21 protein-coding genes and 2 pseudogenes are annotated in these 18,838 nt (G+C 60.4%); 10 read left to right on the top strand and 13 right to left on the bottom strand.

The features are described 5' to 3' along the window. Positions 1-125: 125 nt before the first annotated feature. Complete coding sequence (locus C495_RS00745) at positions 126-1,826, top strand: acyl-CoA mutase large subunit family protein (protein WP_008159027.1); 1,701 nt, start codon at positions 126-128, stop codon at positions 1,824-1,826. Between the two features lie 30 nt (positions 1,827-1,856). Here the strand turns inward: C495_RS00745 and C495_RS00750 are convergent, their stop codons facing one another. Continuing rightward, complete coding sequence (locus C495_RS00750; protein WP_008159029.1) at positions 1,857-2,366, bottom strand: GNAT family N-acetyltransferase; 510 nt, start codon at positions 2,364-2,366, stop codon at positions 1,857-1,859. 113 nt (positions 2,367-2,479) lie between these two features. Here C495_RS00750 and C495_RS00755 point away from each other — a divergent pair, with 113 nt between their 5' ends. The 3 genes and pseudogenes from C495_RS00755 to C495_RS18435 all read left to right on the top strand — a co-directional run. Further along, positions 2,480-2,896 (top strand): cobalamin B12-binding domain-containing protein, encoded by a 417-nt coding sequence (locus C495_RS00755; protein WP_008159032.1) that lies wholly within the window; start codon positions 2,480-2,482, stop codon positions 2,894-2,896. Next, positions 2,893-3,300, top strand: a pseudogene (locus C495_RS18430) (nucleoside-triphosphatase); the annotation flags it as partial. The gene C495_RS00755 and the pseudogene C495_RS18430, both read left to right, overlap by 4 nt. A gap of 104 nt (positions 3,301-3,404) precedes the next feature. After that, positions 3,405-4,088 (top strand): annotated as a pseudogene (locus C495_RS18435) (methylmalonyl Co-A mutase-associated GTPase MeaB); the annotation flags it as partial. Positions 4,089-4,185: 97 nt separating this feature from the next. On the opposite strand, the gene C495_RS00770 reads toward C495_RS18435, so the two are convergent. Then, positions 4,186-5,328, bottom strand: a complete 1,143-nt coding sequence (locus tag C495_RS00770) for an acyl-CoA dehydrogenase (protein WP_008159038.1) — start codon at positions 5,326-5,328, stop codon at positions 4,186-4,188. 135 nt (positions 5,329-5,463) lie between these two features. Here C495_RS00770 and C495_RS00775 point away from each other — a divergent pair, with 135 nt between their 5' ends. Then, positions 5,464-5,928: a MaoC/PaaZ C-terminal domain-containing protein gene (locus tag C495_RS00775; protein WP_008159041.1), complete on the top strand. Its 465-nt coding sequence runs from the start codon at positions 5,464-5,466 to the stop codon at positions 5,926-5,928. Positions 5,929-6,384: 456 nt separating this feature from the next. Here the strand turns inward: C495_RS00775 and C495_RS00780 are convergent, their stop codons facing one another. From C495_RS00780 to C495_RS00790, 3 genes are all read right to left on the bottom strand, one after another. Then, complete coding sequence (locus C495_RS00780; protein WP_008159043.1) at positions 6,385-8,613, bottom strand: AAA family ATPase; 2,229 nt, start codon at positions 8,611-8,613, stop codon at positions 6,385-6,387. Between the two features lie 139 nt (positions 8,614-8,752). Next, positions 8,753-8,998 carry a DUF7508 domain-containing protein gene (locus C495_RS00785; RefSeq protein ID WP_008159046.1) on the bottom strand — a complete coding sequence of 82 codons (246 nt, stop codon included), beginning with the start codon at positions 8,996-8,998 and terminating at the stop codon, positions 8,753-8,755. A 6-nt stretch (positions 8,999-9,004) separates the two neighbouring features. Beyond that, complete coding sequence (locus C495_RS00790; protein ID WP_008159047.1) at positions 9,005-9,466, bottom strand: DUF5796 family protein; 462 nt, start codon at positions 9,464-9,466, stop codon at positions 9,005-9,007. Between the two features lie 108 nt (positions 9,467-9,574). Between C495_RS00790 and C495_RS00795 the strand changes: the two genes are divergently transcribed. The 4 genes from C495_RS00795 to C495_RS00810 all read left to right on the top strand — a co-directional run bounded on the left by C495_RS00795 (position 9,575) and on the right by C495_RS00810 (position 11,511). Next, entirely contained in the window at positions 9,575-10,447 is an 873-nt protein-coding gene (locus C495_RS00795) for a shikimate kinase (protein ID WP_008159049.1), read from the top strand. Next, positions 10,444-10,764, top strand: coding sequence for a chorismate mutase (locus tag C495_RS00800; RefSeq protein WP_008159051.1), 321 nt, complete (start codon positions 10,444-10,446; stop codon positions 10,762-10,764). Before C495_RS00795 ends, C495_RS00800 begins: the two co-directional genes overlap by 4 nt. 185 nt (positions 10,765-10,949) lie before the next feature. Continuing rightward, positions 10,950-11,234 (top strand): ribbon-helix-helix domain-containing protein, encoded by a 285-nt coding sequence (locus tag C495_RS00805; protein ID WP_006067345.1) that lies wholly within the window; start codon positions 10,950-10,952, stop codon positions 11,232-11,234. After that, positions 11,227-11,511 (top strand): type II toxin-antitoxin system RelE family toxin, encoded by a 285-nt coding sequence (locus tag C495_RS00810; RefSeq protein WP_008159054.1) that lies wholly within the window; start codon positions 11,227-11,229, stop codon positions 11,509-11,511. The genes C495_RS00805 and C495_RS00810 overlap by 8 nt, the downstream gene beginning before the upstream one ends. A 339-nt stretch (positions 11,512-11,850) precedes the next feature. Here C495_RS00810 and C495_RS17790 read toward each other — a convergent pair whose 3' ends face one another. The 6 genes from C495_RS17790 to C495_RS00835 form a co-directional block, all read right to left on the bottom strand. Next, the gene (locus C495_RS17790; RefSeq protein WP_161569822.1) at positions 11,851-11,991 is read right to left on the bottom strand and encodes a hypothetical protein; all 141 of its coding nucleotides are present in this window, start codon (positions 11,989-11,991) and stop codon (positions 11,851-11,853) included. Between the two features lie 117 nt (positions 11,992-12,108). Continuing rightward, on the bottom strand, positions 12,109-12,462 hold the full coding sequence (locus tag C495_RS00815) for a type II toxin-antitoxin system PemK/MazF family toxin (protein WP_008159055.1): 354 nt from the start codon (positions 12,460-12,462) through the stop codon (positions 12,109-12,111). Then, a complete protein-coding gene (locus C495_RS00820) occupies positions 12,459-12,698 on the bottom strand; it encodes a hypothetical protein (protein WP_006067348.1) in 240 nt (79 codons plus the stop codon). Before C495_RS00820 ends, C495_RS00815 begins: the two co-directional genes overlap by 4 nt. 166 nt (positions 12,699-12,864) lie before the next feature. Then, positions 12,865-14,322, bottom strand: a complete 1,458-nt coding sequence (locus tag C495_RS00825) for a hypothetical protein (RefSeq protein ID WP_008159056.1) — start codon at positions 14,320-14,322, stop codon at positions 12,865-12,867. After that, positions 14,319-15,122: an ABC transporter ATP-binding protein gene (locus C495_RS00830; RefSeq protein WP_008159057.1), complete on the bottom strand. Its 804-nt coding sequence runs from the start codon at positions 15,120-15,122 to the stop codon at positions 14,319-14,321. The genes C495_RS00825 and C495_RS00830 overlap by 4 nt, the downstream gene beginning before the upstream one ends. Before the next feature lie 122 nt (positions 15,123-15,244). Further along, positions 15,245-15,934, bottom strand: coding sequence for a cob(I)yrinic acid a,c-diamide adenosyltransferase (locus C495_RS00835; protein WP_008159058.1), 690 nt, complete (start codon positions 15,932-15,934; stop codon positions 15,245-15,247). Between the two features lie 118 nt (positions 15,935-16,052). Between C495_RS00835 and C495_RS00840 the strand changes: the two genes are divergently transcribed. Then, entirely contained in the window at positions 16,053-16,418 is a 366-nt protein-coding gene (locus tag C495_RS00840; RefSeq protein WP_008159059.1) for a winged helix-turn-helix domain-containing protein, read from the top strand. Between the two features lie 7 nt (positions 16,419-16,425). Here the strand turns inward: C495_RS00840 and C495_RS00845 are convergent, their stop codons facing one another. Both C495_RS00845 and msrA read right to left on the bottom strand, forming a co-directional pair. Then, positions 16,426-17,559, bottom strand: a complete 1,134-nt coding sequence (locus C495_RS00845; protein WP_049890063.1) for an SPFH domain-containing protein — start codon at positions 17,557-17,559, stop codon at positions 16,426-16,428. 651 nt (positions 17,560-18,210) lie between these two features. Continuing rightward, entirely contained in the window at positions 18,211-18,753 is a 543-nt protein-coding gene (gene msrA / locus C495_RS00850; protein ID WP_008159062.1) for a peptide-methionine (S)-S-oxide reductase MsrA, read from the bottom strand. Positions 18,754-18,838: the final 85 nt, after the last annotated feature.

Here is an 18,838-nt window from a genome sequence, read left to right on the forward strand (position 1 = left end):
CTTAATCATTTGGGAAGACGTGACGTACAGGAACGAGATTCGTCCCCAGTCTATCAACATAGAAGACAGACTCTCCAGCAGACCGATAACAAGACTTTAGAATCTTGGCACTCATGGTCATACCAATGTTCGACGAAAACGAGCTCGAAGGGATTCGCGAGCGACAGGACCAGTGGGAAGAAGAGACGCGAGATCCCGTGCTCGAGCGCCATGGCGAACGAAAAGACCGGTTTGCGACGATTTCGAATCACGAGGTCGATCGGCTGTACACGCCGGAAGACATCGCCGATCTCGATTTCGAGGAGGATCTCGGCTTTCCCGGGGAGCCGCCGTACACGCGTGGGCCGTACCCAACGATGTACCGCGGGCGGACGTGGACGATGCGGCAGTTCGCAGGCTTCGGCACCGCAGAAGAGACCAACGAACGGTTTCATTACCTGATCGACGAAGGCCAAACCGGTCTCTCGACGGCGTTCGACATGCCGTCGCTGATGGGGATCGACTCGGATCATCCGATGAGTGAGGGGGAAGTCGGCAAAGAGGGTGTTGCCGTCGACACGCTTGCTGATATGGAGATCCTCTTCGATGGGATCGACATCGACGAAGTCTCCACCTCGTTCACGATCAACCCGTCTGCGGCAGTCATCTACGCGATGTACATCGCGCTGGCCGACCAGCAGGGCGTGCCCCGCGATAAGGTGCGCGGCACGCTCCAGAACGACATGCTCAAGGAGTTCATCGCACAGAAGGAGTGGGTGATTCCGCCAAGTCCCTCGCTGAAGATCGTCACGGACACGATCGAGTTCGCCGTCGACGAGACGCCGAAGTTCCACCCCGTCTCCATCTCGGGCTATCACATCCGGGAAGCCGGCTCGACGGCGGCTCAGGAGGCCGCGTTCACGCTCGCCGACGGGTTTGCCTACGTCGAGGACAGCCTCGACCGCGGGCTGGATGTCGACGACTTCGCTCCCCTCCTTTCGTTTTTCTTCAACTCCCACAACTCCATCTTCGAAGAGATCGCGAAGTTCCGCGCCTCCCGTCGTGTGTACGCCCGCGTGATGGAGGAGTGGTACGACGCCGAACAGCCCGAGTCGAAACGGCTGAAGTTCCATACCCAAACCGCCGGACAGTCACTGACTGCCCAGCAGCCGCTGAACAACATCGCCCGCGTCACCATTCAGGCGCTCGCTGGCGTCCTCGGTGGCACGCAGTCACTGCACACCAACAGCTTCGACGAGGCACTTGCACTGCCAAGCGAGAAGGCAGTCCGTGTCGCACTGCGAACCCAACAGATCATCGCCGACGAATCCGGTGCCGCCGACATCGTCGACCCGATGGGCGGCAGCTACGCCATCGAAAAGCTCACCAACGAGATGGAAGCCGAGATCATGGCCTACATCGAGGAGATCAAAGAAATCGGCGACGGCTCCGTCCGCGACGGCGTCCTCGACGGCATCGATCAGGGCTACTTCCAGCGCGAAATTCAGGAGTCGAGCTACGAGTACCAACAGCGCGTCGAGCGCGGCGAGGAGGTCGTCGTCGGCGTCAACAAGTACACCATCGAGGAAGACACCTCCCCGGAGATCCTCAAAATCGACGAGACAACGCGCGACCGCCAACTCAATCGCCTCGAGCGCGTCAAAGACGAGCGCGACGACGAGGAAGTCGAGGCCACCCTCGAGGCGCTGTCGGATGCGATCGACTCCGAGGAGAACGTCATGCCGTACATCATCAATGCGGTCAAAGCCTACGTGACGATGGGCGAGATCATGCAGGTCTTCGAAGACCACCACGGCGCCTACCAAGAAGAGCTCAGCCCCGTCTGATCGGGCATTTTACTTCTGGTTATCGTCGTACTACTCGCTGGCTGTGTTGTCCGGCTCGAGGGCGTACGTACATTCAGTATACGTCTCCTCACCGATCGTGATCGAGTCCGTTGTGACCTGTTCGAAGCCGAACCCACGATAAAAGGCGTTGCCCGGCTCGTTGGCCTCGAGCACCATCGCGTTGATTCGTTCGACGCCCTGCTCGACCAGCCGATCGCGTGTTTCCTCGAGTAACTGCCGACCGAGGCCGTCGCTGCGATGGTCCGGTGCGACGTAGACGCGAAGAATGTTTCCTTCGTTGTCGTCGTCTTCCCGGATGGCATGAGCGAAGCCGACGACTTCGTCGTCGCGTTCGGCAACGAGCATGAGTGCACGGGACCAGATGATCGAGTCCCGAACGAGGTCGTCCGAGTACCACTCGTCGAGTCCATCCTGAATCGATTCGCGGCTCAAGATCGTGGGGTAGTCTTCGGTCCAGGACGATTGGGCAACGTGTTGAATGGCATCGACATCGTCGGGGGTCGCCTCGCGTACTGACATATGCTGACAAAGACCTATGTCGAATTAACGTTTTTCCTCATCGCGGGTGTGACTCGGGACGACGAACCACGAATTTCGATAGAATCATACTCCCTCCAGCGAAACTCGGGAGTATGAGTACTGACAGCGAACATCGGAGTATCCGGTGTATGGTTGCAAAAGTAGGACTCGATGGCCACGACCGTGGCGCACACGTGATCGCTCGCGCGTTCCGTGACGCCGGCTTCGAGGTCATCTACTCCGGACTGCACAAAGCGCCCGACGACGTCGTGCAGGCAGCCGTACAGGAAGACGTCGACGTTCTTGGGATTTCGATCCTCTCGGGTGCGCACGATACCCTCGTCCCAAAGATCATGGACGGACTCGAGGAGTACGGCGCGAAAGAGGACACGCTCGTCCTCGCCGGGGGCGTTATTCCGGAAGAGGATCGTGCCGAGCTCAAAGAAGACGGTGTCGAAGCGATCTTCGGCCCCGGAACGTCGATCGAGGAGACGATCGACTTCGTCCGCGAGAACGCCCCCGAGCGATGACCGCCGACAACGACCGACTGCTCGCGGACCTACTGGACGGCGATCATCGTGCGCTGGCGCGAGTCATCACGAAGATCGAAAACCGATCGCCGGGGTATCGAAATCTCGTGTCGAAACTTCACACCCATACCGGCGGCGCGGACGTGATCGGTATCACGGGCAGTCCCGGCGCGGGCAAATCGACGCTCGTCGACAAGATCGCAAAGACCTATCGCGACCGCGGACAGACCGTCGGCGTCATCGCCATCGACCCGTCCTCGCCGTTTAGCGGCGGCTCCGTGCTCGGCGACCGCATTCGAATGGCCTCGACCGTCGGCGACATGGACGTCTTCTTCCGCTCGATGTCCGCTCGCGGCTCACTCGGTGGTCTCTCGACGGCGACGACCGATGCCGTGCGCGCACTCGACGCCTTCGGCAAGGACAAGATCATCATCGAAACCGTCGGCGCTGGCCAGAACGAGGTCGATATCGTCAAAACCGCCGATACGGTCGCGGTCCTCGTTCCCCNGACGCCTTCGGCAAGGACAAGATCATCATCGAAACCGTCGGCGCTGGCCAGAACGAGGTCGATATCGTCAAAACCGCCGATACGGTCGCGGTCCTCGTTCCCCCCGGCGCTGGCGACGATATCCAGATGCTCAAAGCCGGCATTCTCGAGATCGCCGACGTCTTCGTCGTCAACAAAGCGGACATGGACGGCGCGGATATGACGGTCAAAGAGCTCCATGAGATGGTGACGATGAACGATCCAACGCCGATGTCGGGCCACCACGGCCCGGACGCGATGGCCACAAGCGGCGGAATCGACGACACAACCGACGAACAAGCGGCCGAGACGTGGACGCCGCCGATCGTGGAAACGATCGCGACCAGCGGCGACGGCGTTCCCGAGTTCCTCGACACCGTCGACGACCACGTGACGTGGCTCGTCGACACTGGCGAGCGAGCAGCCAACCAACGCAGCCGATATGCAGACGAGATTCGGACGCTCCTTCGTGAGGACACGTCCGCACTGCTCGAGGCCGAACTCGAGGCCCGCGGCGGCCTCGAGACCTACGTCGACTCGGTCGTCGACGCCGAGACGGACCCGTACACCGTCGCCGCGGAGTTCCTCGAGCCACTCGAGACGTGCCTTCGCGAGCGCACATCGACCGACGGGCAGACCGAACCGACGGCGAAACGCGTCGAATAGCCGGCACGGCGACGAACGGACGGCTCGAAACGGTCTTTTCTCGAGGAGATGCGGATTGTGCCGGTGGAAAAAAGCGTTCACCGAACTCCGACTGGTCTCAGTTCAACAGGTGCTGGGCGATCGTGTTTCGCAACACTTCGCTGGTCCCCTCGTAGATCTCGTTGAGTTTGGCGTCGCGGTAAAAGCGCTCGGCGGGGAAGTCCTTGGTGTAGCCGTAGCCACCGTGGATCTGGATGCCTTCGTTTGCGACTTCACGCGAGACCTCGGAGGCGTAGAGTTTCGCCTGTGCGGCCTCTTTGATGAAGTTCTCACCACGGATCTTCTTGTCTGCGGCGTCGTGCATGAGCAGTCGGGCAGCACGCGTCTTCGTATCCATATCGGCGAGTTTGTGCTGGATCGCCTGGAACTCGCTGATCGGCTGGTCGAACTGCTCGCGGTCCTGGCTGTATTTGGTTGCCTCGTCAAGCGCAGCCTGTGCGATCCCGATCGAACGGGCGGCGATCGTAATGCGGCCGCCGTTGAGCGTTTTCAGTGCCTGCACGAAGCCGTCTCCCTCGTTGCCAAGGAGGCGATCCTCCGGAATCCAGAGGTCGTCAAAGCGGAGTTCGGCCGTCGGACAGCCCTTGTCGCCGAGTTTCTCCTCCGTCCCTTCGACGATGAAGCCGTCGTCTTCCTCGGGACGAACGATAAACGAGGAGATCCCCTTGTTGCCCGCGTCGGGGTCGGTTTTGGCGAACACGGTCACCGTGTCGGCGACTGAGCCGTTCGAGATCCAGAGCTTGCCACCGTTGATCAGGTAGCCGTCGCCGTCTTCTTCGGCCGTCGTCTCCATTGCTGGCACGTCGCTGCCAGCGCCAGCCTCCGAGAGGGCGAACGCACCGATGTCGGTTCCTTCTGCGACAGGCGTGAGGTATTCTTTTTTCTGTTCGTGGTTGCCGAACTCATACAGCATATTCCCCGCAAGCGAGATGTGTGCGGCGACGATCGTACCGAGGCCGCCGGAGCCACGTGAAATCTCCTCGAGGGCTGCCGGGTACGTGTGGTAGTCGAGTCCAGCACCACCGTACTCCTCGGGGAACGGCATCCCCATCAACCCGAGTTCGGCGAGTTCGGCGACGATATCCTCGGGGAACTCGTCTTTTTTATCGATTTCGTCGGCGACCGGAACGATTTCCTCGTCGACGAACTCCGTAACCATCTCCGTGATCTGGCGCTGCTCGGCCGAGAGACTGAAGTCCATACACCATACTTCACACGTCTTTCGTATAGATTTTCCTCTTTGGGAAGCCGTCGCAGTGACAGTTCGATCCGTCCGCTGACGAGTGACGCCGGTCTCCGCGAAAGAATATGTACGATGGCCTAGAACAGATCCGGTATGGCATACAGTTACGAGCCACACCGCTTCGAGGAGTTCGAAGAAGGACAGACGTTCCAGAGTCCCGGTCGAACGATCACCGAGACGGATGTCGTCATGCACTCCGCGATGACCAGCGACTGGAACGAACTGCACACGAACGCCGAACACGCCAAAGAGCGCGATTTCGGCGAGCGGATCGTCCACGGCCCGATGACGTTCGTCCAGGCGATCGGTATGGTCATGCGAATCGGCATCCTCGAGCGAACCGCCTACGCGTTCCTCGGGATGAACTACATGGATCTGCCGAACCCAGTCCACATCGGCGACACCGTCTCGCTCGAGATCGAAGTCGCCGAGACAAAGACACTCGAAAGTCGTGACGACGTCGGGCTGGTCGTCCTCGAGACGGAGATGACCACACAGGAGGACACAATCGTCTTCCAGGGCGATCTGAAGTTTTTCGTCCTCACGGCCGACGACTAACCCGGCTTTCACCCCGGCTGCCAACAGATTTATCAGCCTTTATAGTATTAGAGTGGCTCGATAATTCTCGAGTGCTATCGAAATGATAGGCTATCGACCGCGACGAGGACTGCCCTCAACACAACGTTCGAACAGGGTTTCGAGAGCGTCCAGCACGGTGTACGCTCGAGAGGGACGAGTCAACACGGTTCGACACGACTGTCAGTGATTCCATCGTGCGAAATCCAACCGGACTGATCGACCCGATTCACGCGATTATCGGGCACACAGCCTCGAAAAGTGAGGTCGTGCTACGAGACATTCTTCTGGAACGGGCGCGATCCGAATATCGGATACGGCATTCAGAAAATATCTATCAAAGAGGATAGGTTTGCGAATGTACCTCTTTTTAGATAGTTCTGAAAGGACTGGATACCGAGCGCACTGCCACCCGCACAGCAGCGGCGCTTCGGGTCGCTACATCCCGCTTGGCTCACCGTCGCGTCGTGCGGCCTCGAGATGGCGGCGCTCGATAACGACCTCGTCAGCCCTGTCGTTTGCCTCGTCGGGTCCGTAGGCGTCGGCGACCTCCCGAATCGCTTTCATCGAGGCGGTTCGAACCAGTGCCTCGAGGTCCGCGCCGGTGTAGCCCTCGAGTTCAGCTGCGAGTGCCGAAACATCGATCTCGGCGTCGAGTGGCTTGCCGCGGGTGTGGACCTCGAGAATCTTCTCGCGGGCGTCCTGATCCGGTTTCGGAACGAGGACGTGCGTATCGAGTCGGCCGGGTCGAAGCAAGGCAGGGTCGATGTGATCTTTGCGGTTGGTGGCAGCCAAGACGACGAGGTTCGGGTTCTCGCGCATCCCGTCGAGTTCCGTCAGGAGTTGTGAAACGACACGTTCGGTCGCCTCGTGGCTCCCCTCGCCGCGGGTGGCGGTAATCGCGTCGATCTCGTCGAAAAAGACGATCGACGGCGCGGATTGGCGCGCCCGTTCGAACACCTCACGGATCGCCTTCTCGCTCTCGCCGACGTAGCGGTCGATGATCTCCGGCCCGTCGACGCGAACGAAGTTGACGTCTGTTTCGCCCGCGAGCGCACGAGCGAGCAGCGTCTTCCCCGTCCCGGGCGGTCCGTAGAGCAAGACACCCGAGGGCGGTGTCGTGTTCGTCTCCTCGAACAGTCGCTCGTAGGTCAACGGCCACTCGACGGACTCGCGAAGGGTCTGTTTGGCGTCCTCGAGGCCGCCGACGTCCGAAAAGTCCGTCGTCGGCGATTCGGCGACGTACTCGCGCATCGCGGACGGTTCGACGGACGCGAGGGCTGCATCGAAGTGGGCTTTCGTGACCGCGGGGCTGCGATTCCACGCCGCGCGATCGTCAGCTTCGGTCGGCCGACGACGGATCGCAGCCATTGCTGCCTCGCTTGCGACCGCATCGAGGTCCGCACCGACGAACCCGTGCGTTCGTCGGGCAATCGCGTCGATACTGACGTCGTCTGCGAGTGGCATCCCGCGCGTGTGGACCTCGAGGATCTCTTTTCGACCCGCAACATCCGGGACACCAATCTGGATCTCACGATCGAACCGACCACCACGCCGGAGGGCGGGGTCGATCGTATCGACACGGTTTGTCGCCCCGATAACGATGACCTCGCCACGGGCGTCGAGGCCGTCCATCAGCGTCAGTAGCTGCCCGACGATCCGGTTTTCGGCGTCGCCCTCGTCGTCGCGGGTGCCGGCGATCGAGTCGATTTCGTCGAAAAAGACGATCGTCGGCGCGTTTTCTTGGGCCGTCTCGAACACTTCACGGAGTCGCTCTTCGGACTCTCCTTTGTATTTCGACATGATCTCCGGGCCGGAGATCGTCTCGAAGTGCGCATCGACCTCGTTGGCGACGGCACGGGCGATGAGCGTCTTCCCCGTCCCGGGCGGCCCGTAGAGCAAGACGCCCGACGGCGGCTCGACGCCGAGTCGCTGGAACAGCTCCGGTTCCGAGAGGGGGAGTTCGATCATCTCGCGGACGAGCTCGAGTTCCTCGTCCAAGCCGCCGATATCTTCGTAGGTGACACCCGACGCAGGGGCTGTGTCGGCCTCCGTGGACGACGACTCCGTCGACTCGGTCGTGTCGCCGCTTTGGACCCGCGAACGGTCCGCAGCCCCCTCGGCACTCGGGGCCTCGTCGCGTGCTGTATCCGTCCCACTGCCAGCGATTCGAACCGTTGTCGTGCTCGTAATTCGAACGTCGCCGGTGGGATCGGTATCAGTGACCCGGAACGGGTTCTGGTCGAGCCCCTCGATTCGGACCTGTTCGCCGGTTCGAACCGGACGGTTGCGAAGTGCTTTGGCCGTTTCGCGTTCGGCAGTTTCCCGTTGCCCGCTAAACGACGCCGGCGGCACGAGCGTCACCCGCGTCGCGTCGGCGATTGCCGACGTCGCTTTCGTCCCGACAGTAACGGTCTCGCCGACGTGTACCCCGGCGTTTGCGCGGGTGTCGCCGTCGATCTGAATGACGTTCTCCGGGACCGACGGGTCCGCCGGCCACATCTTCGCGACAGTCGTCCGTTCCCCCTCGATCACCACCGTGTCGCCGCTCAGGACGCCGAGTTGGCGGCGTGCCAACTCTGGAATCCGTGCGACACCACGCCCCGCATCCCGCTTTTCGGCGGCGTGAACTGTCAATGACACGCCATCCGAATCCGACTCGCTCATACACTGTTCCTTTCGGGCGGGTCATCTTGAGAATTGTCCCGTCATCGAACACCGCACCGGTCGCTTGAGCGTGTGCTGCACAGCGATGGCCTCGAGTGAGATTACAGACGTGGTAACGTGGCTCGTTTCGAAAGATCCGTCACTCGAGTCGCTCGCGATGGTCGGCAGCGAGCTCACCAGCCTGCTCGAGCGTGTGGGTTTCCGTCCAGCGAACGCGGTCGCCGTCGCCGTAGGCGAGCGCCGTTTTGAGTTCGTCACGGAGCACCCCGTGGTCAACGGCGAGCACCGTTCCTGACCCATCGCCGAGTTCGTACACGCCCGGCCGATCAGGGGCGCTGGCAACGACGCTTCGATCGAGGTCACGCCATGGTTTCTGCAGCGGCATCGTGAGTCAGTCCTCTCCGCCGTCGTCAGCGCTGGCGCTGTCCTCGCTCGCAACGAGTTCGTACGCGTGTTCGCTCATCTCGTCTTCGGCGAAGACGAACACCCGACCGTCGACCAGCGAAAGGTCGGCCTCGACGCGGATCGAGTATCCCTCCGTCGTGACAGTCACACCGGGGAACAGCACTTCCTCGTCGTCGCCCTCGAGCATCACGCGGCCGACACCGGTCGACTCGAGGATGTCGTCGTGGGTGTTACGGTCGTTGACGTAGGTCATAACGCCCTCGACGCCGTCGGGATCGGTGACGAGAACGTGGACTTCCTTCCCGGGTGGGGTCTTGATCGCGCCGTCGACGGGCTGTGGCGGGCCGTGGTAGAACACGTCCCGACCGTCGAGATATTCGACGACGACGCCACCCTCGACGAAATCGACACCGATCGTACTCGGTGCGACGTTGTTTCGTGCGCTCATTGCCAGTCGATTCGGACGGGATGGGGAAAAGCGATCGGTTCCAGCACCGTCTCCGCGTGCGACATCGAGACCGTCAGCCGTAAATACACGCTCTGAGACGATTGCGGTATGGACGGTCGCGCCGTTGCCCCAGCAGCCGGAACGGTTCTCAACGCGCTTGCAACCGGAACCGGCTCGGCGTTTGCGATCGATCTCGAGACGACAGCCACAGTCGAACTCACTGACGATGGCGACGTCGACGCCGAGATCGCCGGCCAGCCCGACGCCGATACGACGCTCGTCGAGCGCTGTGCCGAGTTCACGATCGCCGACTACGCCGACGCTGCAGGACTCGACGAGGCAGCAGTGGGCGCTCGAGTGGAGACGAACAGCGACGTCCCGATGGCTTCGGGATTGAAGAGTTCAAGCGCTGCGGCGAACGCAACCGTGATGGCGACGCTCGACGCGCTCGAGATCAGCGACGCGGTCGATCGAATCGACGCCTGCCGACTCGGTGTGCAAGCGGCCCGTGACGCCGGCGTCACCGTCACCGGCGCGTTCGACGATGCCAGCGCGAGCATGCTCGGCGGCGTGACGGTCACCGACAACACGGCCGACGAACTGCTCGCCCGCGAAGCGGTCGACTGGCACGCGCTGGTCTATACGCCACCCGAACAATCGTTTAGCGCCGACGCCGACGTCTCCGCCTGCGAGCGAATCGCACCGATGGCCGACCTCGTCGCCGAACTCGCCTTGGATGGGCGCTACGGCGAGGCCATGACGGTCAACGGCTTCGCGTTCTGCGGTGCGCTCGACTTTTCGACCGGACCGATGATCGACGCGTTGCCCGACGTCGCCGGCGTCTCGCTGTCCGGCACCGGGCCGAGCTACGTCGCCGTCGGCGATCGACGGACGCTCGAGACAGTGCAGGACCGATGGACCGAACGCGACGGAACGACACGATTACTGCAGACGCGAACCGACGGGACACAGATCCAATGACTCGAGAGACAGCCACGAACGAAGAGACGGAGAACCGAACGCCGGACGAAATGAGCCTCGACGAACTGCGCGAGGAGATTCAAACGATCGACCGTGAGATCGTCGAGCTCATCGCCCAGCGAACGTACGTCGCGGACACGATTGCCCAGGTCAAAGACGAACAAGGGCTGCCGACGACCGACGAAAAGCAAGAGCAGCAAGTGATGGATCGGGCGGGATCAAACGCAGAACAGTTCGACGTCGACGCCAACCTGGTGAAAGCGATCTTCCGACTGTTGATCGAGTTGAACAAGGTCGAGCAGCGTGAGAATCGGTAGCAAATAGCACTAATTTCACGTATCTACTACTGTTTCTCCTCGCCATTGTAGTAACAACTGCAACTAGTTACACACTGATCGCCGAGCTGTTTGGCGATCAGGTGTGCATTGACTTGCAGTGGCTACTATAGCGTCTGCGTTTGGACGCCGAAACACCTACAGTAACACACGAGTAATACAAGCGTATGTCCAAAGCATCCACAAGCAACGGCGACGACGAGATCGTCACGGTAAACTTCAAAGTCACACGGTCGTTTCTCAACGAGATTGAAGACACATGGCAAGGACGCGGATTCAACAGCCGGAGCGAATTTATTCGGTATACCTTACGCGATGCTGTCGAACATCCCACGTTCGACCGCGATGAACTCGTCGCACTCCTCCAAGCTGAAGAGGACGTCCGTGAAGAACAGACGATGAGTGCCGAAGAAGCGCGCGAACGATTCGGTACTGGCGATACGAATGAGTGACGGCGGGTGGGCGTGGGAACTCGCATCGAACGCACAGGACGACCTCGATGCGCTGAATCCGAACGAGCAACAGCGTATCATCGACAAACTCGACGAAATCGTCGATTCTCCGTGGCGCGACCCACCAGACTATGGTGAACCGCTCCAGAACAGTCCACGCCGTAAGGTACGTGTTGGTGAGTTTCGTCTTGCGGTTACTTTTCACAAAGATGACCATCGAATGGTCGTTGCTCGAATCAAACGTCGTGGTGGCGCGTATACCGCTGACGACGACTGAGTAGACATCCCAGAACCGGCAAAATAGACGAACTCTGTAACATCAGTCTGAGACTTGAACAAGGTCGAGCAACGGGATAGTAGATAGCACTAAGCGAGTTTTTGAGGGCGTGTATCGCGCGATTCGAGCTCAGAAATCTTCCGGTTGTTGTTCAGTTGGTTCGTATCGAAGGGTACGAGCTGTGGACCGATCACCGGAGCCAGCGGACACTATACGTGCTTATTGAATGCTGGACGGCCTACCAGGACTGAGAGATTCGGAACAGCGTGCCGAATACAGGGCGCGAATCTTGTAATCCAGATCGTGCTGAAATCGTCAGTAACGCAAACCGCTTCGTTTTCAGTCACCCTTCAGTTCATCCATACACTCGGCACAAACTTTCAGATCATCCTCCCCGGCAAGATCTTCTTCGCCGTGATCGATTGAGTCTATTAGTTCGTTCGAGATAACATCTGGCGTGATGTTTTGAACGTCGTCCACATCACGGCCGCATCGAGCACATTTGACCATAGAATGAAGTAACAAGGTCACAGGGTATTATTATTGGCCAGAACCCTACGGTTAACGCTGTACCCTATACTGATTACAGCAGATACGTCAGTCCAGTCCGAGACTCAGTTTCAACGCTTCGTCCACCGCCTCCATCGTTTCCGTATTGAGGCTTCCAAGTACCGAGTGAATCCGTTTTTCGATGGAGACGACACGAATCTGGTCGAGGCGAATCGAGGAATCTTTCTCGAACGGCGATTCCGCTGCTTCAACGAGAACCTCGAACGGATAGCCCCGATATGTCCCCGTCGCAGGTGCAACGATAGTCGTGCTAGCATTGTTATTCCCAACGTCGTTCTGGACGACTACCGCAGGGCGAGTTTTCTTCATCTCGTGCCCTTCCGCAGGATCGAGCCGAACGATAACAACGTCGCCGCGACGAATTTCCACGTCCTCGCTCATTTATCCAGCCCACTCCACGCCTCGTCCGACGCGTCGTCCCACTCTTCTGCAAGCTCTCCTGCACTCTCAGAAGCCTCGCGATATGCGGCAGCCAGTTCGTCCTCGTCGGGGTGATCGGATTCTACTTCGACGACAGCGACGGTCACACGCTTGTTCGCGTACTCCGTTCCGAGATAGATTCGACCTCGGTCGTCAGTTTCGTTGGTCTGAAGGTCTCGCGCATCTACTTTCGTCATGCTCTCAACTAGGTTCTGCTGCGGAATAAGTATTGCCCACTATTACCCACTACAATACTTTCAGTGGATCATCCCGTGGATTTCATCCACGTGAACGAGCTGAAACAGCGAGAAATTAGGGAGCCGAACGTCGGAAATCGGATACGGTCATGTTTCGCTGTGGGACTCAGTCCCGATTCCGATACCGCCCATCCCACCGCGGTCCGGCACGACTCGAGAGCACGTACCCGACCCCTCCGAACCCGAGCCCGGAAAGGGCGAGCACGAGTGCAACCGTCGCCGACGGCGGCACGACGACGAACCCGGCGACCAGCGTCGGCACGAGCGCGACGGCGACGCCGACGGTAAAGAGCGTAAACCGGACGGCATCGAAGAGAAACTCGTTCGGATCAAAGCCAGCGATATAGACGGTCAGCCCGTAGTAGTACAGCGCATAGCCCGCCAGCAGGATCGTGCCGACAACGGCGTCGAGCAGCGTGGCTTCGAACCAGTAAACTGCGCCAAGGTACGGCACGGCGACAGTCGGTGCACCGACGAGGACGAACGCGATCCGTTTCGCCCGAAACACGTCCGCAATCGAGACCGGGTAGATGAGATAGGCCTCGAGCGAGTCGAACTGGGTCAGCCAGTTATACGTGGTAAAGGCAGTGAGGCCGAGGACGCCACCGAAGAAAATCCCCGGCGCGGGTGCGATTCCGGTGATCGTCTCGACAAGGCCGACGAGCGCAGCCACGAGCGCGAGCAGGATGGCGGCCGAGACGAACGGCTTCCAGACACCGCCGGACGAGCGCGCCAGATCGAGCAGCGTTTTCGAGACGAGGGCACTCGTCGAAGACTCGAGTGACAGTCCGTTGCTGAGCTGGGCGAACCGATCGCCAGCCGTGCGTGCTGGACGTCCGTAGGTGGGGTCGTACAGCGTCAGCGCTGCTGCGCCGACGAGAACGGTTCCGAAGGCCAACCCAGCCGCGCTGGCCACCGAGCCAGTGATCGGGACGAAGACGGTCCAGGCCGCTCGAGTCCCACCCATCGCCCACAGACTGCCAGCACTGAAAACGATCGTCCCGACAAGTGCCCACGCCGGCACGCCGCGAGTCCGCAGCGCGATCAGGGCGACGGTCAGGACCATGCCGGCGACGAACGACAGCGACAGCGACAGCCAAAGCGCACCCACGGCAACCGGCGTCCGTGCTGAGAGTCCGACCAGCACCGCATTACTGGCTGCCATCGGTAACACGAACGCAACCGCATAGAACAGGGCGTCTTTGAGCAAGAACAGCCCCAGCAGCCGACGCCGGGACAGCGGCAGCGTCGCCGGCGTCGAGAGGACGAGCGACAGTTTCCCAAAGACGTTCTCGAGCATATCCGAACCCGCGAAGCCGGCGGTCCCGCTGTAGAGGCCAAAACCGAGTGCGAGAACGTGCAGTCCGGTGATGATCGTCCCGTCTGCAGTACCAGTCTCACGGAGTGCAATCGTCGCGCCGACAGCGAGGGTGGCGATCACGGCCGGAAAGAGTGCGAATCGCCACCCGCCGAACAGACGCGTGTGGAGCCGCCACTCCTCACGAAAGAGGACGGCAAACAGCCGCCACATCGTCGGCCCCTGACGAGCGGGCGCGCCACTCATCGGTCCGACCCAAGCTGTTCGAGCGACGGCGCATCGCGGACGTCCGTCTCGTTGACCTGCTCGAGGAATACCTCGAGCAACGAATCGTCGCCGGAATCTGCAGCCGAGGTCTGGCTGGTCGTCGAACGTGGCGCAGTGTGCCCCTCAAGCGAGCGCTCGGTCACAAGCTCGCCGTTGGCGACGATGCCGACCCGCGTACAGATCTCTTCGGCGACGTCAATATTGTGTGTGGAGACGAAGACGGCGTTATCGCCGGCCGCATAGGAGACGAGAAACCGCTTGACCTGCTCCTGGACGAGCGGGTCGAGGTTCGCCAGCGGCTCGTCGATCACGACGACGTCGGGTTCGTGCAGGAACGCCTGTGTGAGCATCACCTTCTGCTGTTGGCCCCGCGAGAGATCGGTGTGAAGCGTCTCGAGTTTGCGTTCGAACCCGAGCCGAGTCGCCCAGCGGTCGGTTCGCTCGGCGACAGTGTCGGGGTCGAGATCACGAACGCTGCCGACGAACTCGAGATACTCCCGCGGCGTCAGAAAGCTCGGCGGCGATCCCTGCTCGGGGACGATACCGACACGGCGTCGTGTCTCGAGTGGATCAGCGACGGGATCAGTACCAAGGATACGGACCGTTCCCGAGTCCGGCCGGATCTGACCAGTCAAAACACGAATCGTCGTCGTCTTGCCGGCCCCGTTCGGGCCGAGAAAGCCGTACAGTTCGCCCCGTTCGACGCCGAAACTCAACCCATCAACCGCCTGAACGTCGCCATAGGACTTCGCCAGCCCGTCGACCTGAATCACACCCATAGACTGCCCGATGGTTCACAGGAGCTGATAATTATACTGTCGGCTGTTACTGGCTGTGGACAATACAGCAGTCATTGCACCAAAACCTCACAGCGTGCGAGCCATACGTTCGACAGGCCGGCTCAGAACTCCGTGCCGCGTCGTGCGCGCTGGCCGTCGTCGATCGGGTGTTTCATTTTCCGAACGTTCGTGATCAGGTCTGCCCGTTCCTCGAGATACGACGGCTCGACGTGGCTTCCCGAGAGGACGAGTTCGAGTCCGTCAGGCTTGGCATCGATCAGGCCGTGGACGTCATCCTCACTGATCAGTCCGCGGTCGGCAGCGTAGAGCACCTCGTCGAGGATGAGCATGTGCATCCCGTCTTCCGGTGGTGCGTCGAGATCGAGTGGCGCGTCGAGGTCGGCGTCTGTGGCTGCCTCGAGCAACTCGTGGGCGCGGTCGAGGCCCGCCTCTGCTTCCGCCTCGTGGTCGGCCTCGTCGCTGCCATCGGCCATGCCGTGCCAGCCGTAGTGGCCGAGGTTCTCGTAGCTGATCCCCGGCAGCGCCTCGATCGCGTTATATTCGCCGCGAACCGCCTCGACGCTCGAGGCACCCCCTTTCATAAACTGGAGCATGTGCACGCGGTAGCCGTGGCCCGCAGCACGCACGCCCATGCCGAGCGTGGCCGTCGTCTTCCCCTTGCCGTCGCCCCACCAGACCTGCACGAGGCCGAACTCCTCGGGTGCAGACGGCTCGATTCGCTGGGCTTCCGGCGTCCGCCCCTGTCCGGGTGTGTTTTCGATCGCCGATTCGGCTGGCTGATTGTCACTCATACGCAATCCGTGGGGCCACCCATACATGTAGTTAGTCACATTCGTCGGTCCAGCGGCCGGGTGGATGGCCCGGACCAAATATGTCTTTAGGCTTCACTTCTAAGCTGTTCGCATCCATATGCCACTCGAGTTCTCATCGTCCGGCGAGACGCCCGATCTCGAGCGCGTCGTTAGCGTGCTGGACGATGCCGACTGCCGAGCGATCATTTCGGTGCTCGAGGAGCCAAAGACGGTCCCCGATATCGCAGATGAGACCGAACTGCCGCTCTCGACGACCTACCGGAAACTCGATCGGCTGACCGAGGCCGACCTGGTCGATGAAGCCGTCGGCGTTCGACAGGGCAGACACCACAAATCGCGTTACGTCGCGAATTTCGACCGGATTTCGATCAGCTTCGACGACGATCGAAAGCTATGTGTCGACGTTGCCCGCTCGAACAACCCCGCACTCGGGATCTGGTCGACCGCCACACGAAAACTCTGACGCCCTCTCACTGCGTGTTCGACTTCGACTGCGTCTCGGACTCGGCTCCGGGTTCGGTGTCCGGCGACGGCGATCCCATGCCGAGATCCTGTCCTTCCTTGATCGCTTGGGCTTCCTGTTCCATCGCTTCGATATCCATCTCGGTTTGTTCGATCTCGCCGATGATCTCGGCGATATCGTCCAAGCCGATCAGTTCGCGCGTCTCCGCGTCGAACTCGAGGCTCTCGAGTTGCTGGCCATCCGCTTTGATGTCGCTCCCGGAGAGATGCTTGCCGTAGCGGCCGATCATCGAGGAGAGTTCCTGTGGGAGAATAAACGTCGACGACTCACTCTGGCCGATCTCAGCGAGGGTATCCATCCCCCGATCGATGATGGCACGCTCACCCATCGATTCAGCCGAGCGAGCCCGCAGGACCGTCGAAATCGAATCACCCTGTGCCTCGAGGATCTGGCTCTGTTTCTCACCCTGTGCGCGGATGATGGCGCTCTGTTTGTCACCCTCTGCTTTCTCGACAGCACTCCGGCGTTCTCCCTGTGCCTCGAGGATCATCGCCCGCCGTCGCCGTTCGGCGGACGTCTGCTGTTCCATCGCCCCCTTGACGCCCTGTGACGGCGTCACCTCGCGGACTTCGACGCTCTCGACACGAATCCCCCACTCGTCGGTTGGCTCGTCGAGTTCGGTTCGAATGCGCTCGTTGATCATCTCGCGCCGGCTAAGCGTGTCGTCGAGTTCCATGTCGCCGATGACGGCGCGCAGCGTCGTCTGCGCGAGATTCGAGACCGCACGTTCGTAGTCTTCGACCTCGAGAAACGCCCGTTTGGCGTCCATGACACGGATGTAGACGACGGCGTCGGCTGTCACCGGCGAGTTGTCGCGCGTGATCGCCTCCTGACGTGGTACGTCGATCGTCTGAGTCCGCATGTCGAACGTGTAGACCCGCGAGACGAACGGTGGGACGATGTTCAGCCCCGGTTGGAGCAGTTTTCGATACTCCCCGAAGACGGTTAGTGCGCCCCTGTTGTACGCGTCGACGATCTCGACCAGCTGCCAGACGGTAATGGCGACGACCACGAGGACGATTGCGCCGACTGCCAGCAACGGATCATCCACTTGGAGAGGCCCGAGTACTGAGATGTTCATCACGTATGCTAGGGAGGCTAGCCGAATAACGCTTGGCCCCTGTGAACAGCACCCATCCAGAGTGAGCGCCGACACGGTCGGTTCCCATCAGGGAGCGAATCAGCGATAGAACTGGGTACGAACACCGGTAACAGGCGTCGAGGTAATCGAGGCGTTTCGAGGAGCCGTGGCTCAATCGTTCAAGGAGCAAACGACGCGCGCACGTTCCGGACCGAATCGTCAAGAAACGAGTCGCGATACAAAAGCTGAGGATCGCATGATGATCTGGGTTGGCATGCCCGTCGTGTTCCCGGTTGAGGGACCCACATACGGGACAGTCTCACAGGTTGGAATGGTTACCGTCTAAGTGTGGTCGGTGTCTGTATCCTGTGTATTTTCACCACCTCGATAGTAGTTACCATACGACCATCAATAAAGCTTTTTGATTAGGTAGTATCCACCAATTGAGAGAGTAGTACCCCACAATTTCAAAAAATAGCCACATAAATTGCGAGATGGAGTATTATTTCACAACCAATGGCTATTTTCCACTCGCTCGTTTGATTGACCGCCCTGTCGTCGTCTCGGCACTGTTCATCCGACGTCGCGGCCGCACCTTCGGAGACGGCCGCAGTAGTGTGGCCGATCTTCGAATCGTGCTGTCCGACAGTATCAGTTGTTACTATCGCGAGATACGGATGTCTCCACGAACTTCTCGCGAACTTTCTCGACTTTCGGCGCTGCGTGCATCGAACAGTAGGCGTCGTTCGGGTTCTTTTCGAAGTAGTTCTGGTGATACTCCTCCGCCTCGTAGAACGTCTCGAGTGGCTCGATTTCGGTGACGATCCCTTCGTACAGCCCGTCTGCCTCGAGTTGCTCGACAAACGCCTCAGCAATCTCGAGTTGGTTGTCGCTGTGGGCGTAGATCACCGACCGGTACTGGGAGCCGATATCGGGGCCCTCACGGTCTTTCGTGGTCGGATCGTGGATCGTAAAGAAGACCTCGAGGAGATCCTCGTACGCGATCGTCTCGGGATCGTACTCGAGTTGGACGACCTCTGCGTGGCCAGTCCGACCCGAACAGACCGCCTTGTAGCTTGGATCGTCGGTATGGCCACCCGCGTAGCCGGAGGTGACGGATTGGACGCCGTCGAGTTCTTCGAACGCCGCTTCGACACACCAGAAACAGCCGCCGCCGAACGTCACACGTTCCATATCCGCTTTCAGGGGCGCTCGAGGAAAGATGTGACGGCTACCCAACTGCCGGTTCTGCCTCGGTGGCAAGGAATTTCACGGTGGC

Source organism: Natronorubrum sulfidifaciens JCM 14089 (genome assembly GCF_000337735.1).
GTDB lineage: Archaea > Halobacteriota > Halobacteria > Halobacteriales > Natrialbaceae > Natronorubrum > Natronorubrum sulfidifaciens.